Origin of the sequence: Deinococcus grandis (assembly GCF_001485435.1) — a bacterium.
GTDB classification, from domain to species: Bacteria; Deinococcota; Deinococci; order Deinococcales; family Deinococcaceae; genus Deinococcus; species Deinococcus grandis.
Genome location: NZ_BCMS01000001.1, coordinates 2,112,456 through 2,127,827, shown reverse-complemented (window position 1 = coordinate 2,127,827; position 15,372 = coordinate 2,112,456). Strand labels below are relative to the sequence as shown.

At 69.2% G+C, this 15,372-nt stretch carries 15 protein-coding genes; 1 reads left to right on the top strand and 14 read right to left on the bottom strand.

What is annotated here, in order from left to right; genetic code table 11:
- Positions 1–10: 10 nt before the first annotated feature.
- From DEIGR_RS10405 to DEIGR_RS10395, 3 genes are all read right to left on the bottom strand, one after another.
- Positions 11–1,606: a hypothetical protein gene (locus DEIGR_RS10405; RefSeq protein ID WP_058977026.1), complete on the bottom strand. Its 1,596-nt coding sequence runs from the start codon at positions 1,604–1,606 to the stop codon at positions 11–13.
- Between the two features lie 555 nt (positions 1,607–2,161).
- A complete protein-coding gene (locus tag DEIGR_RS10400) occupies positions 2,162–2,857 on the bottom strand; it encodes an amino acid ABC transporter permease (RefSeq protein WP_058977024.1) in 696 nt (231 codons plus the stop codon).
- A 152-nt stretch (positions 2,858–3,009) separates the two neighbouring features.
- Complete coding sequence (locus DEIGR_RS10395; protein WP_058977022.1) at positions 3,010–3,777, bottom strand: ABC transporter substrate-binding protein; 768 nt, start codon at positions 3,775–3,777, stop codon at positions 3,010–3,012.
- Positions 3,778–3,821: 44 nt separating this feature from the next.
- Between DEIGR_RS10395 and DEIGR_RS10390 the strand changes: the two genes are divergently transcribed.
- A complete protein-coding gene (locus DEIGR_RS10390; protein ID WP_058977020.1) occupies positions 3,822–4,283 on the top strand; it encodes a TlpA family protein disulfide reductase in 462 nt (153 codons plus the stop codon).
- Here the strand turns inward: DEIGR_RS10390 and DEIGR_RS10385 are convergent.
- The 11 genes from DEIGR_RS10385 to DEIGR_RS10335 all read right to left on the bottom strand — a co-directional run bounded on the left by DEIGR_RS10385 (position 4,280) and on the right by DEIGR_RS10335 (position 15,319).
- Positions 4,280–5,392: a permease prefix domain 1-containing protein gene (locus DEIGR_RS10385; RefSeq protein WP_058977017.1), complete on the bottom strand. Its 1,113-nt coding sequence runs from the start codon at positions 5,390–5,392 to the stop codon at positions 4,280–4,282. The two genes, DEIGR_RS10390 and DEIGR_RS10385, sit on opposite strands and share 4 nt — an antisense overlap.
- Positions 5,389–5,718: a PadR family transcriptional regulator gene (locus DEIGR_RS10380; protein WP_058977015.1), complete on the bottom strand. Its 330-nt coding sequence runs from the start codon at positions 5,716–5,718 to the stop codon at positions 5,389–5,391. The genes DEIGR_RS10385 and DEIGR_RS10380 overlap by 4 nt, the downstream gene beginning before the upstream one ends.
- 186 nt (positions 5,719–5,904) lie before the next feature.
- Positions 5,905–6,378, bottom strand: coding sequence for a hypothetical protein (locus DEIGR_RS10375; RefSeq protein ID WP_058977013.1), 474 nt, complete (start codon positions 6,376–6,378; stop codon positions 5,905–5,907).
- 127 nt (positions 6,379–6,505) lie between these two features.
- The gene (locus DEIGR_RS10370; RefSeq protein WP_058977010.1) at positions 6,506–7,645 is read right to left on the bottom strand and encodes an NAD(P)/FAD-dependent oxidoreductase; all 1,140 of its coding nucleotides are present in this window, start codon (positions 7,643–7,645) and stop codon (positions 6,506–6,508) included.
- A gap of 149 nt (positions 7,646–7,794) precedes the next feature.
- Complete coding sequence (locus DEIGR_RS10365; RefSeq protein WP_160329930.1) at positions 7,795–8,520, bottom strand: substrate-binding periplasmic protein; 726 nt, start codon at positions 8,518–8,520, stop codon at positions 7,795–7,797.
- A 91-nt stretch (positions 8,521–8,611) separates the two neighbouring features.
- Positions 8,612–9,439, bottom strand: coding sequence for an ABC transporter permease (locus DEIGR_RS10360; RefSeq protein WP_119672492.1), 828 nt, complete (start codon positions 9,437–9,439; stop codon positions 8,612–8,614).
- Complete coding sequence (locus tag DEIGR_RS10355; RefSeq protein ID WP_058977006.1) at positions 9,436–10,410, bottom strand: ABC transporter ATP-binding protein; 975 nt, start codon at positions 10,408–10,410, stop codon at positions 9,436–9,438. Before DEIGR_RS10355 ends, DEIGR_RS10360 begins: the two co-directional genes overlap by 4 nt.
- Positions 10,403–11,263 carry a substrate-binding periplasmic protein gene (locus tag DEIGR_RS10350; protein WP_058977004.1) on the bottom strand — a complete coding sequence of 287 codons (861 nt, stop codon included), beginning with the start codon at positions 11,261–11,263 and terminating at the stop codon, positions 10,403–10,405. Before DEIGR_RS10350 ends, DEIGR_RS10355 begins: the two co-directional genes overlap by 8 nt.
- Before the next feature lie 269 nt (positions 11,264–11,532).
- Complete coding sequence (locus tag DEIGR_RS10345) at positions 11,533–13,122, bottom strand: PQQ-dependent dehydrogenase, methanol/ethanol family (RefSeq protein WP_058977003.1); 1,590 nt, start codon at positions 13,120–13,122, stop codon at positions 11,533–11,535.
- A 181-nt stretch (positions 13,123–13,303) separates the two neighbouring features.
- The gene (locus DEIGR_RS10340; RefSeq protein ID WP_058977001.1) at positions 13,304–13,873 is read right to left on the bottom strand and encodes a Rieske (2Fe-2S) protein; all 570 of its coding nucleotides are present in this window, start codon (positions 13,871–13,873) and stop codon (positions 13,304–13,306) included.
- Positions 13,874–14,095: 222 nt separating this feature from the next.
- The gene (locus tag DEIGR_RS10335; protein WP_058976999.1) at positions 14,096–15,319 is read right to left on the bottom strand and encodes an MFS transporter; all 1,224 of its coding nucleotides are present in this window, start codon (positions 15,317–15,319) and stop codon (positions 14,096–14,098) included.
- Positions 15,320–15,372 lie beyond the last annotated feature (53 nt).

The window sequence follows — 15,372 nt, the reverse complement described above, 5'->3', positions numbered from 1 at the left end:
TCAATAGTGGTCAATCCGGTACTCCAGCCAGCGTCCGCTCCTCCCGCCACTCCAGCACCCACGGGTCGAAGCGGCCCTCGCAGAAGAAATCCTCCCGCCCCCGCCCCGGCATGGAGGGTTCCTCCCAGCGCGGCGCGTCCGACAGGCGCAGCACGCCCCCGTCCACCGTCAGCGCTCCCGGCCAGCCCAGCAGCTCGCGCAGGGCCGCGACCGCCGCACTCAGCGCCTTACGCCGCGCCGTCGGCGTCTTCCCCGGCAGATCCAGCGCGTCCAGCGCCCGCTCGCGCGACACCTGCCCGCCCGCCGTCACCAGCAGCGCCAGCAATCCCGCCTCGGGCCGCGTGGAGCGCAGCGGCAACTCGTCCCCGGACATCCACACCCGCACCGGCCCGGCCAGACTGACCCGCACCGTCCACTCCGGCGGCGCGAACGTCACCACCCCGTACTGCTCCAGCAGCGCGGGCAGGTACGCGCGCACCCACGACCACCGCAGCGTCGCCAGCTGCGCGCGGATGCCGTCACCCGGCGGCAGCGGCTCACCCCCCGCCTGCCGGGCGCACTCCGCGCGGGCCAGCCACGAGAGGGTCCCCGCATGCTGCGAGTAACTGTCCGCGCGGCTCAGGGCCTCCTGGGCGCGCGGCAGATCCCCCGCGTGCAGGTACGCCAGCGCCAGGTGGTTGAGGATCGCGTGCCGATCCGAATCCAGCACCCGGTGCAGCGCGGCCGCCTCCTGCGCCATCAGAACGGCTTCGAACGTCTGCCCCATGAGCGCCAGGGCCTTCGATCCCATGACCAGTGTTGAGGCCAGCCGATCGGGAGCAGAAATGTGCTCACGGGCTGACATGGCCGTCTTGAGCGTGACGGGATACTGGGTCAGGCTCAGGGTCAGCAGTGCCCGCGGCAGGAACAGTTCTGAGGCGAGCAGGCCGTCCTGAGCGATTGCTTCCGCCTTTCGCAGTGCATTCAGGGCTGCGCCCGGTTGACTGGTGTCGAGGGCGATGGACACGAGCGTCCGGTAAATGTATGTGGAGGATGTCGGGTCGTGCCGCAGGTCACCCAGCGCCCGCGTCAGTTCGGTGGTCGCCTCGCCCACTTCCTGATGGTGTTGCAGGTCGAAGGCGAACTGGAGGCGGGCCAGCCCCCGGTAGATGGGTGGTGCCTGAGCGATCTGGAAGCGGTACAGCTCCTTCCAGTGGGGGTGATCGAGCATGGCGGCCGCACCCGCCAGCTGCGTGAGGGTCAGGGAACGGGTGGGGCCATCGGGTGCCTGCAGGACGCTGAAGCGCGCGAGGTTCAGGGCCAGTTCGCTGCGCCGGTGAATCAGGTGCAGGTGCGCCCGGAACGGCAGAAGCTGCCCGGGGGGCCGGGCGTCCAGCAGATCGTCGAGCTGGCGGTGCTGCATCCCCCGGAAGTACAGCCAGGCCAGGGCGAGGCCGCCCAGCTCGCTGCCGATCCAGTCCCGCGGTACCTCCGGCAGGGCCGCGATGAGCGGAAGTACGTCTGCTGCCCTACGTGCGTGTTGTGCCGCCTGGATCAGGTGATTCAGTGTTCCCTCTGCGTCGTCACGGAGCAGCAGTTGACGGAGCGGGATCAGGGGATCGGGCACAGCGAGAGCTTAGCGGCTTGGCGTCAACCACGGGGCCGATCGTCGTCAGCTGCCAGGAATGGCGAGTTCGGCACAGGGACGGTGTCACTGGACAGGCGGAAGATCCAGATCAAAAAATACGCCGAAAACATAATATGGCTCCAGTCGCGGCCTGTCCGATGTCCGTGAGGTGCCGGATGGTCTGGGTCGACTGCGGGTGGGCGAGGTGGCGCGGCCACCAGAGCGGGATGTCACCCGCTTCGGGCCGCCAGTGGGCGTGGAACGCCGTTCACCTCAGGCATCGCTGGGGTGAAGGGTTCCGGTGGAACGTGGATTGAATCGGAGAATTCAGGGTCGGTCGGGGGCACCCCGACGACTATGTAAACTATAGAACAATGTTATGTATTTCGCAAATAGCAGAATGAGCCTAGAGGGGAATGCGCCACCTCATGCAGAAGCCACACGCCACATCGCCGACCTCACCCCAGGCGCGCAGCAGGCCACACGTCCTACCGCCCCATGAAAAACGGCAGGAAAAAAGGCGGCCCACGCCGCCTCGATTCCCCACCCCCGCATTCAGATCACGCGCCGTTCCGGCAGTGTCACGCCCCGACTCAGACGCGCCTCCAGCGCGCGCACCAGCCGCGACAGCACGAACGTCAGCAGGAAGTACACCAGCGCCAGCACGGCGTAGACCTCGAACTGCCGGTACGTGGCGTTCGTGATGTACCGCCCCTGACTGAACAGTTCCTGCAAGGTCACCGCGCTCGCCAGACTGCTGCCCAGGATCAGGCTGATGAACTCATTGCCCAGCGCGGGCAGCGCCACCCGCCACGCCTGCGGCAGCACCACGAACCGCAGCGCCTGCCCCCGGCTGAGCCCCAGACTGCGCGCCGCCTCCGCCTGCCCCGCCGGAACACTGCTGATCCCGCCGCGCACGATCTCACTCGTGTACGCCGCCGAGTACAGACCCAGGGCCAGCACCGCCGCCGGAAAATCCGGCAGGGTCACGCCCAGCGTCGGCAGGCCGTAGTACACCACCGACAGCAGCACGATCAGTGGAATGCCCCGCACCACCGTCACGTACGCGTCCCCCAGCCGCCCCAGCACCGGCACGCGCAGCACCCGCGCCGCCCCCAGCGCCGTGCCGACCAGCACCGACACCAGCAGCGCGCACACGCTGACCGCCAGCGTCAGGCCCAGACCCGACAGCAGCAGACGCGGGTACTCACCGGACAGCACCGTCCGGAAGCCCTCCAGAACCTCTGTCACAGGCGCGCCCCGCCGGACACGACACCACCGAAAACCATCACGCGGACACCTTCACCGCCCCACCATAGGACAGAACCGCCTCGGGGACGCGCCCCCACCAAAGAAGAAGGGCGCAGGACGACACCGTCGCCCGCGCCCCGCCACACCCGACGTTACTTCTGCACGATCCACTTCTTCAGCAGGTTCTGGTACTCTCCGCTGGCCTTCAGGCGTGCCAGTGTCCTGTTCGCGGCCGCCGCGAGATCACTCCCCTTTTTGAACACCATGCCGTAATCCTCGGCCGCCAGGTCCTTCCCGGCCTGCTCGAACTGCCCCGGCAGTCGCTTCTTCAGGTCATCCACCGTCGGCGCGTCCCCGACCAGCGCCGCGATCCGCCCGGCCCGCACGTCCGCCAGTCCCGCCGCGAAATCGTCATACACCTTCAGCGTCGCGCCCCTGGGTTTGAGCGTGTCGTTCGCCACGAACTGCCCCGTCGTGTTCCCCTGCACACCGATCACCTTGCCCTTCACGCTCGCGGGCCACGCGAACTTCCCGGGATTCCCCGCCCGCACGATGAACACCTGCGCCGACCGGAAGTACGGCTGGCTGAACGACACCACCTTCGCCCGCTCCGGCGTGATTGTGATCGCACTGATCGCCATGTCCACCCGGCCCGACGTGACCGCCTGCGGCATCAACGCCCCGAACCCCACCGCGCGGATCTCCAGCCGCACGCCCAGATCCTTCGCCACCGCCCGTGCAAGATCAATCTCGAAACCCTGAATCGTTCCGTCCGGACCCTTGAACTCGAACGGCGCGAACGTCGGGTCCGTGCCCAGCACCAGCACGCCCTTCTTCTTCACCTCGGCCACCGTCGCCGCCTGCGACACGCCCGCCACCGCCACGCCCAGCACCGCCGCAATCATCACGAAACGCTTCATGCGCCCAGCATAGAACCCCGCGCGGCGCGCCGTACCCTGCCTGCATGGAATGGCCCGCCCCCACCGACTTCGTCCACGGCGACCCCGTCCCCCCACCCCAGGCGTGGACGCGGCCCGGTCTCGTCATGACCTTCAACCTCGAATGCCCCGGCTGCGTCTCCCGCGGCATCCCCTTCCTCAAACGCCTGCACGCCGAATTCGGCGACGCCGTCCACCTCCTCGCCGTGCACACCAGCCACGGCCACCGAACACTCCCCAGAGAGGACGTCGAACCCACCCTGAAAAAATTCGCGCAGGACTACGCGAAACTCCCGTTCCCCGTTGCCCTCGACCTCACCGGCACCCTCGCCCGACACTGGCACACCGAAGGCACCCCCCACTGGCTCGCCTTCGCGCCCGGCGGCGACCTCATCCGCAGCGTGTACGGCAGCCAGGACAACGCCCAGACCAGACTCCAGTACCTCCTGGAAGAATGGACCGGGCGCACCGGAGAAGAACAGGCTTAACGGGCGTCGGACGTCGCCTGGGCGGGCACGAAGATGCCGGATTTGAGGTTGTTCAGAGGCAGGTTCGTGATCCGCACGAGCAGGGCGCTGCGGCGGCCCCCGGACAGGTACGGCCCGAGCTGATCGAGGCTAGAGACGAACCGCAGTTGCCGGTCCCGACTGTGGACGCTCAGCCGATCCTGGGCGTCCACCTTGCCCGTGTCCACCATGAAGTTCGTACCGCCGCGACTGGTGACGAGCATGACGGCCTCGCCCGTCTTGAGTCCCGTCGAGATCAGGTGCTCAGGGCCGGTCTTCGTCCCGACAAAGTAGCTGCCCCAGACGGGCTGGCCGACCAGCGCGGACAGGAACACGCTGTTGCTGGCGTTGTAGAACGCGGCGCCGATGTCCTCCGGGCCCGCGTTCAGCAGGAGGGTGGCGTCGCCCACCTGCACGCGGGGAGAGGTGTACCCGCTGAACCGTACGGAACGGGTCTGAGTCAGCAGGTCGATGACACTGCTGGCGTCGAAGAAGGCCGCGCCGTCACGGGTAAATCGCGCGTTGACTGAAGTGCCACCCAGGGCCAGTGACCGGCCGTCCCGGCTGAGCGTGACCCCCTGGGCATCCAGGGCCCGGGTGACGTCGGTGCCTTTCAGGAAGACGCCCTTATTCACCTCGTTGTCATTGAAGGTGTAACAGGTGACGCCGCCTGTCTCGCTGACGATGGTGATGTTGTCTCCGGAGGGCTTGGTGCCGCGCACGCAGCTCGGCTTGACGGGTGCCTGCCGGACGACGGTGAGGGTCGTGCTGGTTGTGCTGCCGCCCGCGAGGGCGTAGAGTCCGGCGCTGATGCCGAGGGCGAGGGTTCCGGCGGCCAGGATGAGTTTCGGCATGGTGTACACCTTCGCCATGCCCAGGGTGACGCGGGCGGGTGGCCCGAGTTCACGGATGGCCTGGGCGGTGGCCTGAGTGGGGGTGAGGCCGCTGAGGATCAGGTGGTCGGTGCGGGTCAGGATGTGTTCTTCGAGTTCGTCCCAGAGTTCCTGGCGGCGCGCTTCGGGCAGACCCCAGGTGGCGCGGGTCAGGTACGCGGTCAGAGCACGGGGGGTGGTGTGGGCGGCGGTGGTCACGCGCCGGTCCCGCCGAGGCTGCGGACGGCGCCGGTGAAGGCGGCGAATTCCTGGCGTTTGGCGTTCAGGGTGTCGCGGCCCCGGTCGGTGATGGCGTAGTACTTGCGGGGTTTGCCGTTGCGGCCGGTTTCGCCGTGCTGCGCGGCGAGGAGGCCTTCGGCTTCCAGGCGGTGCAGGGCGGGGTAGAGGCTGCCTTCCTTGAAGTCGAAGTACCCGCCGGTGCGGTCGCGGGCGGCCTGGATGATCGCGAAGCCGTACAGGGGGTGCTGTTCGAGGAGGGTCAGGAGGATCAGGTCGAGGTTGCCGCGCAGCAGGTCTGGGTTCATGGGTGCTCCGGGTGGGGCTTTGGCCGCGTGGCGTCCCGCGTGGTTGCCGCCCCTGCATAGCTATGTCTGTCTACATAGTCTGTCTTGGTTAGGCGGTTGTCAAGCTCAGTCTGCCTATGTAGTCCGGTCAAAGTAGAGCCCCAGCGCCGGAGTCGGCAGGCTGGGGCCTCGTGGTGACAGCGGTCTTCAGGGCGTCTGCTGATCGACGTTGACGGTGCTGCTGTCGGTGTCCTCGCTGACGACGTCGGGGGCCGTTTCGGTGTAGGTGCCGTCCTGTTCGGCGGCTGCTTCGGCGTCGCCGCGGTCCACGTAGCTGAAGGTCTTGTCGTTCAGGCTGGTCACGGTGATGGTGTAGTCGCTCAGGCGTTTCGGGTCCAGGGTGATGACGCTGCTCTTGATCGTGTCGCCCATCTCCTGGCTGAGCGAGTAGTCGCCCAGCAGCGGGGATGTGCAGGGCTGGCCGTTCAGACCGGCGGGCAGCTGCTGGGGTGTGGCGGTGGCGCGGGCGCGTTCCAGTGCCTGGATGCACTGCGTGCGGAAGTACAGGGCGTTGTCGATCTTCAGTTTCTCGGCGCGGTCGGCGTTGTGTTTCTCGAACATGCCGCTGCAGGAGGCCAGCGCGGCGGGCAGGGCCAGGATCAGCAGGAGGGGAAGGCGCATGACCCGAGTGTAGAGGCCAGGGAAACAGCCGGAGACCGCAGGTGCGGTGGATAGGCCAGAGGGCCTACAGCGAAAAAGACCCCCGGCGCCACGCGGGGGCTCGGGGGTCCTGGGGTGTGAACTGGCTTCAGTCGATGCTGATGCGCCAGCGCCATTCGCTCGCGCGTTTCATGACGTGCGCGATGCCGCCGGTGATGGCGAGCTTCTGGTTCCAGGGGAGTTTCATCCAGCCGACGGCCATCAGGCCGCCCAGGCTGACGAATTCGCCCAGGGTGGTGGGCTCGTAGGACTCGGGTTCCTCGCCGCGCACGAGGCGCATGATGTTCTTCCCGGTCAGGCGGCCCTGCTGCCCGGCGTGCTGGGCGGTGGTGGGCACGGGTTTGCCTTCCTGGTTCAGCGCGAGGCCCATGTCGCCGATCACGAACACTTCGGGGTAGCCCTTGGCGCGCAGCTTGTCGTCCACGGCGATGCGGCCGCCGGGGCCTTTTTCCAGTTTGCTGCCGCTGACGATGTCGCGGGCCTGGATGCCGCCGGTCCAGATGATCTTCCCGGCGCCGATGGTCTTCTGCTCGCCGCTGGCGGTCTGCACGGTGACGGTGTCGGCGGTGGCCTGCGTGATGCGGTGCCCGACGAGGATGTGAATGCCGTATTCCTCGAGGGTCTTCTGGGCCTTGGCGCGCAGGGCGTCGTCGAGGATCGGGAGGATCTTGGGGCCGGCTTCCACGAGGTAGATGTTGAAGGGGGGCAGGCCGCGTTCCTTGGTCAGGAGCTGGGCGCGCTGGGCGAGTTCGGTGACGAGTTCCACGCCGGTGAGGCCCGCGCCGCCCACGACGATGTCGCGGTTGCCCTGGTACTCGGTGGTATAGGCGCGGTTGACGAAGTTGAAGATCTCGTCGGCGTCGCTGAGCTGCTTGAGTTCGGAGGCGTTCTCGGCCAGGCCGGGGATGCGGTAGAAGTTGGTGACGCTGCCCAGGCCCACGACGAGGGTGTCGTAGGTGAGGACGCGGCCGTCTTTGAGCTTGACTTCACGCTCGTCGAGGTTGACGGCTTCGACCTGCGCCTTTTCGAGGTTCACGCCGGTGCCGCGCAGCAAAGGAGCCAGGGGCAGCGTGACGGGGGTGTTGTGGGCGGCCGCTTCGTGCAGGCGGGTTTCGAAGGTGTGGTAGGCGTTCTGCTCCACCATCAGGGCTTCGAGGCCGGGGGCGGGCTTCATTTTGGTGGCGACGGCAAGGCCGGAGTAACCAGCACCGAGGATGAGGGTCTTCATGTCTCTTTCTCCTGTGAACGAATTCACGAGTCAAGTGGGAGTGCTCCCACCGGCTCATAAACACCGCTGGAAGCCTCCGGCCTCCACACGGCAACAGTGTACATCTTACACCAAATACACCTGAATGCGCCCACACAGTGTCGTCTCGTCTAGCGAGACCGTTCATCTACCCCACGGCCCGCGTCTGCCAGCGCCGCCGTCACCACCCGTTTCAGGGTGATGTTGTTCTTCCACATGCCCAGCGCCAGCGTCTGCCCCGGCAGCTCCGGCACCGCCGAGACCCGCGAGCCCGGCACCCGGGCCGCCACCCACATCACCTCCGGGCGCAGGCCCAGCACGCCGTCCACCTGCCCGGCCCTCAGCGCCGCGACCGCCTGACGCGCGTCCGGGAACGCCTGGAACGCCCCGCTGTGATCCTGCGCCCAGCCGAACGCGTCGTCCGCGACCAGCCCCCAGTGGTTCGTCAGGACTGCCAGCTGCGCGGGCCGCTCGGCCCCCCGCCCGCGCAGCAACGACCAGCCCACCCGCGCGTACGGCAACACCTGCATCGCCCCGCGCGTCTCGTCGTTGACCACGATGCCGCCCGCCAGCAGGTCGCACGACTCGGGCCGCAGTCCCCAGTCCACCGGGTCCGGCGCCGTGCCCCACCCCGCCTGCACGTTCCAGCCCACCGGCACCCCGATCCGCGCGGCGGCCCGCTCCACCAGCGTCGCCTCCTGCCCGGTCACGCCGTCCCCTTCCGGCGACACGAAGGGCGGCAGGTCCGGCGGCACGCACACCTGAAGCGTCCCGGCCCCCCGCACCCGCGCCAGCGAGTTGTCCGGCGGCAGCTGCCGCAGCCCCAGATACGCCAGCACCCCCAGCACGATGAACACCACGTTCCCCGGCGGCCGCCACCGGCGCCGGTGTAGGGGAGAGGACGCACCCCGCCCGCCCGCACCCTCCGGTTCCGCCCGGCTCACGGCCTCACCGCCGGAACGCCCGGAACGCCAGCGCGCAGGTCACCACCGTCAGCGTGCCCAGCACGCCCAGGTCCAGGCCCAGCGGGTGCTCGTGGTAGTCGATGATGAAGTGCCGCAGCAGATCCACCGCGTATGTCAGCGGGTTGGCCCGCACGAGCAGCACCAGCCACGGCGGGAACACCTGCTGCTGCTGCTGCACGCTCAGGCTCGGGTCGAGCGGGAACACGCTGCTCGCCAGGAAGTACAGCGGCAGGATCAGCGCGTTGCTGAACACCCCGAACCCCTCGAAGGAACGCAGGCGCGTGGCGATCAGCAGCCCCACCGCCGTGAACGCCAGCGACACCAGGAACATCGTCCCCAGCACGCCCGGCAGGATCGCGGGCGGAATGGGCACGTCCACGTACGGGCCCAGCAGCAGCACCAGCCCGCCCTGCAACGTCGCGACCGTCGCGCCGCCCAGCAGCTTCCCGGCGAACACCACGCCCCTGGGCACCGGCGACGCGAAGACCTCGCGGAAGAAGCCGAACTGCCGGTCGTAGATCAGGCTGACCGCCGACTGGATGCTGGGGTACAGGATGTTCAGGACCACCACCGCCGGGAAGATGTACTGCATGTACGTGAACGGCACCACGAACGTCGTCTCGCGCAGCCCGGTGCGGAAGTACGGCGTCAGGCCCACCCCGAAGATGATCACCCACAGCAGCGGCCGCGAGAACGCCCCCACCAGCTGTCCGCTCTCCCGGACGCTGCGTTTGACCTCGCGCGCCCAGATCGCGTACAGGCACCCCGCCAGATACCGCGCGCCCGTCAGGGTCACCTCGCCGCGCGTCACCGGAACCCCCGGCCGTCCACGGGCGACGCCGCGCCCACCCCCACGACCGGCCGCTCCTCGCGCAGCGCCCGCCCCGTCAGGTTCAGGAACACGTCCTCCAGACTGGCGGGCTGCGCACTCACGCCCCCCAGCCGGTGCAGCTGCGGCCCCAGCTCCGACAGCAGCGGCCCCGCGTCCGGCACGCGTGCCACCAGCGACCCCGCCGCGCCCGCCGTGAACGGCCCGCCCAGCAGGGCCGCGCGCAGGTCGTCCGGCACGCCCCGCAGCGTCACCACCATGCCCAGCCCCGCGCGCAGGTCATCCGGCGCGCCCAGCGCCAGCACCTCGCCCCGGTCCACGACCGCCACCAGATCCGCACCCTCGGCCTCCTCGATCTGATGCGTGGTCAGCAGCAGCGACACGCCCGTCTGCGCCCGCAGTGAGTCCAGGTACGACCACACCGCCCGGCGGCTCTGCACGTCCAGCCCGGTCGTCGGTTCGTCCAAGATCAGCAGTTCCGGGCGGTGCATGACGCCCCGCGCGATCTCCAGGCGGCGTTTCATGCCGCGCGACAGGATGCGCGCCGTGGCGTTCTGCCACTCCAGCAGCTCCACAATCCCCAGCACCTCCTGCGCCCGCGCCCGCCGCGCCCGGCCCGGCATGCCGTAGATCTGCCCGTGGAACTCCAGGTTCTCCAGCACCGTCAGCCGCTCGTCCAGGCTGGGTTCCTGAAACACCAGCCCCAGCGCCCGGCGCACCGCGCCCGCCGAGCGGTGCACGTCCAGTCCCGCCACCCGCAGGTCACCCCCCTGCAGGGGCAGCAGCGTACTGAGCAGCGACACGAACGTACTCTTCCCGGCCCCGTTCGGGCCCAGCAGCGCGAAGAACGATCCGCGCGGCACCGCGAGGGTCACGCCCCGCAACGCCTGCACGTCCCCGTACGCGAAACGCACGTCCCGCGCCTCGATCACCGCCCCGCCCGGTTCAGTCATCCTTGAACGACTCCGACTGCGGCCGCCGGTCCGTCACGGCCGCCGCCGCCATGCCCGGCCGCGCCAGTCCATGCTTGACCAGCAGCTTCTGCACCTCGCCACGCGAGATCAACCGCGTGAGCGCCCCGTCCAGCTGCGAACGCAGCGCCGGACGGTCGCGCCGCAACCCGTAGATCACGTACCACGACATGTTCGGCAGGCCCGCCACCGGCTGCGCCGACAAGCCCGCCTTCGCCAGGTCTGGCACGCGCGGGTACAGCTGCGACGCGAACACCATCCCCACCCGCGCCTGCCCACCCCGCAGGTCCGCCACCAGCCGCGCCGCCGTGTTCACCGGCCGTTCCGTGAACTGCCCGCGCCGCGTGGCATACATCATGTACGCCGGGACGCCCTGACGCTCCATGCTGACCGGCAGCGACTTCGGCAACTGCGCCAGGGACCGGACCTTCGGGTCGCGGCTCACGAACAGGTAACTGACCTTCAGGTACGGCCGCGTGGCGTACATCTGCTCGTCCGCCGGGTAGTCGAACGCCGGCGTCGTGCTGCCCACCAGCCCCGGGTACACGTCGCACCGGTGCGCGAACAGCCGCATCAGTTCCGTCCGGTCCAGCGGCTGCGGACTGGTATCCACGCCCGGCAGCGGCGTGCGGTGCACGTAGAACTCCGCCTTGCGGCCCAGCGCCGCCGCCACCCGCGTCGCCAGGTCCTGCTCGAACCGCCACATGGGATTCTGCTGATCCAGGCAGAACGTCAGGTTCGGACTGGTCCGCAGCAGCCCCGTCGTGCTCGTCGGAGAATTCGGGTCCTGCTGCGCCGCCGCGCTTCCCAGCAGCCCGGCCAGGACGGCCGCCATCACTCCATGAAGCACTCGCCTCGGCATCATCGTCTCCCTTCCCGCCTCACGCGGATTCCGCTGAACTGATCCTCGACCCGGCGTGAACGCCAGGACCGGCGCAGGGGACGCGCCACGAACCGGAATCCGGCCGTCAGCGCGCCCCCCTCTCTCTTTCCCTGAAGCTCATGTCATACGGATTCCAACTGTTTCACCGACCACCCGGAACCCGCTGCGCCGCCACTCGCTCCGCTCGGCCTGAACGGCTGACCATTCAGGCGGAGGCCGCATCAGTTCAGCGCGAACACCCACAGCACCCCGCCGCGCGGCGTGTCCTTCGTCAGCTGCGCCATCGGCCCGGCCCACAGCGGAATCGCGCCGCCGTACCCGCTGAACACCGCGACGTACTGCTTGCCGTTCACGCTGTAGCTGATCGGCTGCCCCACCACGCCACTGTTCGTCTTGAACGACCACAGCTTCTTCCCGGTGCGGGCGTCGAAGGCGTTGAAGTCACGCTCGGCGGTGTTCCCGGTGAACACCAGCCCGCCCGCCGTGGTCAGCACCCCGCCCCACAGCGGCGCCTTGAAGGTCTGACTCCAGACCCGCTTCCCGGTGGCCGGGTCGATCGCCTGCAGGTTCCCCACGTAGTTCAGGTTCGGGACCGGGTTCAGTTCGAACTCGGCGCCCACGTACGCCTCGCCCGCCGCGTACTTCGTCTGCGCGCCCTTGATGTCCATGCACCACTCGTTGCTGGGCACGTACACCAGTTTCGTCTGCGGGGAGTACGCCGCCGGGTGCCAGTTCTTCCCGCCCAGGAAGCTGGGGCAGGCGTTCACGGCCTTGGTCAGGTCGGGGCGGTGCTGCGGATCCCAGATGGGCCGCCCGTTCTTGTCCAGGCCCTTGTACGCCGTGACCGTCACGTACTTGTTGGCGTTCAGGTACTTCACGCCGCCGCCCGTGCGGTCGAAGCGGTACAGGTACCCGTTGCGGTGCGCGCTGACGATGCTCTTGACGGTCTTACCGCCCTGTACGGTGTCGATCAGGATCGGTTCGTTCACGCCGTCGTAGTCCCACGCGTCGTTCGGGGAGTACTGGAAGCCGCTCTTGATCTTCCCGGTGTTCACGTCCACCGCGATCAGCGAGGAGCTCCACTTCAGGTCGTCGGTGGCCTTGCGGCGCGGATCCATCCAGGGGCTGGGGTTCCCGACGCCCCAGTACACGGTCTTCGTGGCCGCGTCGTAGCCACCGGTCAGCCAGGTGGGCGCCCCGCCGGTCGCGGCGCTGCCCGCCGGGTAGCTGCTCTCGACGGTCGTGTAGGACTTCCACTGGGTCTTGCCGGTCTTGGGGTCCATGGACTCCAGGAAGCCGCGCACGCCGTACTCGCCGCCGTGCACGCCGGTGATCAGGCGACCGTTGGCGACCAGCGGCGCCGAGGTGATCGTGTAGCGCTTCTTGTAGTCCTCGATGGTGCGGTCCCAGACGATCTTGCCGGTCTTGGCGTTGAAGGCGATCATGTGCGAGTCCAGCGTGCCCATGAACACCAGGTCCCCGTACACGGCCACGCCACGGTTCACGACGTCACAGCAGGTGGTGATGTCGTCCGGCAGTTCGCGTTCGTACTTCCACAGCAGCGACCCGTTCGTGGCGTTCAGCGCGAACAGCTTGTTCATGGGCGCCGTGATGAACATCACGCCGTTGTTCACGATGGGCGCGCCCTCGTGCCCCTCGGTCTGCCCGGTCGAGTACGCCCACACGGGCCGCAGCCCGGCCACGTTCTTCGCCGTGATACCCCCCAGCGCCGAGTAACCCCAGTTGCTGTAGTTCCCGCGGGTCATCAGCCAGTTGCTGGACTCCGGGTTGGTCAGGCGGGCGTCGGTCACCGACGGGTAGGACTGCGCGCCAGCCGCGCCCAGAAGGGAAACGCCGACTGCCAGAATTGCGCTCAACCGTGCTGCACCCACCAAACGAGTTCCCTTCATGTGTCTCTCCTTCGCGGGGTCATGACCCCACCGTGCGGTCGTGCGTGTCAGGGGCGCGGCGCGCCCGGCGTGCGGGAGGAACTCAGCTGCCGACTTTGCCGGTGAACGCGGCCTTGGCGACCAGCTGCCCGCTGTCGTCCTTCTTCAGCGGCAGCGCGGCCAGGCGGCGCGGTGCGGGACCGCCCAGCACCTTGGCGTTGTCGCCCGGATCGAAGATCGAACCGTGGCAGGTGCAGATGATGTTTCCCTTGCCCTGCCCGAGCGACCCGATCTCCTTGGTGGGGCAGCCCTGGTGCGTGCACAGCGCCGAGTACGCCACCACGTCACCCAGCGCGTTGGGTTTGCTGCTGGCCTTGACCTTGCCGCTGGCGAGCTTCACGATCACCACGCCACCCTTGGCGGCGTCGCGGGGCTGCTTGGTGGCCGGGTCGGCGACGGCCGCCCACACGGCCACGCCCACCTTCAGGTCGGCGAGTTTCACGGGCTGGCCCTTCTTGGCGCCGTCCTGGTAGATCAGCAGGTCGCCGGGTTTGGCCGGCGACGCCGCCGCCTGCGCCCCGGCGCGGCCCACGGTGGAGGCGAGACCGACGGCGGCGCCGGTGGCGGCGGTCAGTTTCAGGAAATGACGACGGTTCGTGTTGGTTTCATTCATGGCAACCTCCGGGAGAGTCCAGTCGCGTCAGGACTGGACGGGAGCCTTTCAGGAAAGGCGGAATTGATTCAGGTCACCGTTCACTGTAGAAACGACGGGTTGGGCCGGGGTTGGAGATGGAAGGGGAAGCGGTTGGTGCGCCCCACGCTCCCCCCGGCTGCGGGCCGAGCAGCGCCGCATGAACTGCCGATTTTGAACCCGGTCAAAACACGTGCGGCCGGGTCAGCCGCGACCGTCGGCGATGCGGGCAGCGTCGGGCGTGGCCCGCAGGGCCCGCATGGCCAGCGCCCCCAGCAGCGGCCCCAGCGCCCACAGCGTGAACAGGCCGCCCCAGCCCAGGTGCGGCAGCAACAGCGGCACCAGCGCGATGGTCACGGCCGTCAGCGTGAACCCCAGCGCCAGCTGCGCGGTCAGGGCGGTCCCCACGTACTCGCCGGGTGCGATCTCACTGACGACCGTGCTGAACTGCGCGCTGTCCGCGATGATCCAGAACCCCCAGAACAGACTGACGGCCAGCACCGCCCCCGGCGACGCGCCGCCCACCACCAGCGCCGCCAGGACCAGCGCCGCGCCGCCGGACAGCCACATCGCCAGTTCCGTCAGGCGCGTGCGGCCCCAGCGGTCGCCCAGCACGCCCCCCACCACGCAGCCCAGCGCGCCCAGACCGACCACGCTGAACGTGGCCAGCGCCGCGCCGCGCGTGGCGTCCGGGGCGCCCGCGCCGCTCAGCACGCCGCCGTAGAACAGCGCGAACCAGGTCCACATGGCGTACAGCTCCCACATGTGCCCCAGGTACCCGAGGGTCGCCAGGGCCGGGCCGCGCGCCGTCAGGACCCGCCACGCCTGCGCCGGACGGAACGGCGGGGCTTTCGTCGCCAGTGGGCCCGGCGGGACCGGCAGGGCCAGCAGGCCCCCCAGCGCCGCCAGCGCACTGGTGACACCCACCACCACCCGCCAGTCCGCGCCGCCCAGCGCGTTGACCAGGTGCGGACTGGCCGAGCCGAGCGTCAGGGCGCCCACCATGACCCCCAGCGCCAGACCCCGGCCGCGCGTGAAGTACGCACTCATGGCCCGCAGCGCCGGAGGGTACACGAGCGCCAGGGCCGCCCCGACGGCCGCGCGTGCCAGCAGCGCCCCCACCAGCCCCGGCCCCAGCAGCAGCGCCGCGTTCGCCAGGGCCGCCGTCAGTGCCCCGGCGGCGATCAGCACGCGCGGTTGCGTCCGGTCCGCGAGGTTCAGGGCGGCGCTGACCACCGCGCCCGCAACGAAACCCAGTTGCACCGCCAGCGTCAGCCACGAGCCCTGAAAGGCGTTCAGGCCCCAGCCTTCACGCAGCTGCGGCAGCGCGGCCGCCGCGCTGAACCACGGACTCATGCTCAGCACGACACTCAGGGCCAGCAGCGCCAGCGCCGCGTTCGGACGCAGGCGCGGCGCCGGCGGGTTCATGCGGACTCCGCTGGACCGGGTCGCGCGCCCCGCCGGGTCCGGGCGAACTGGCA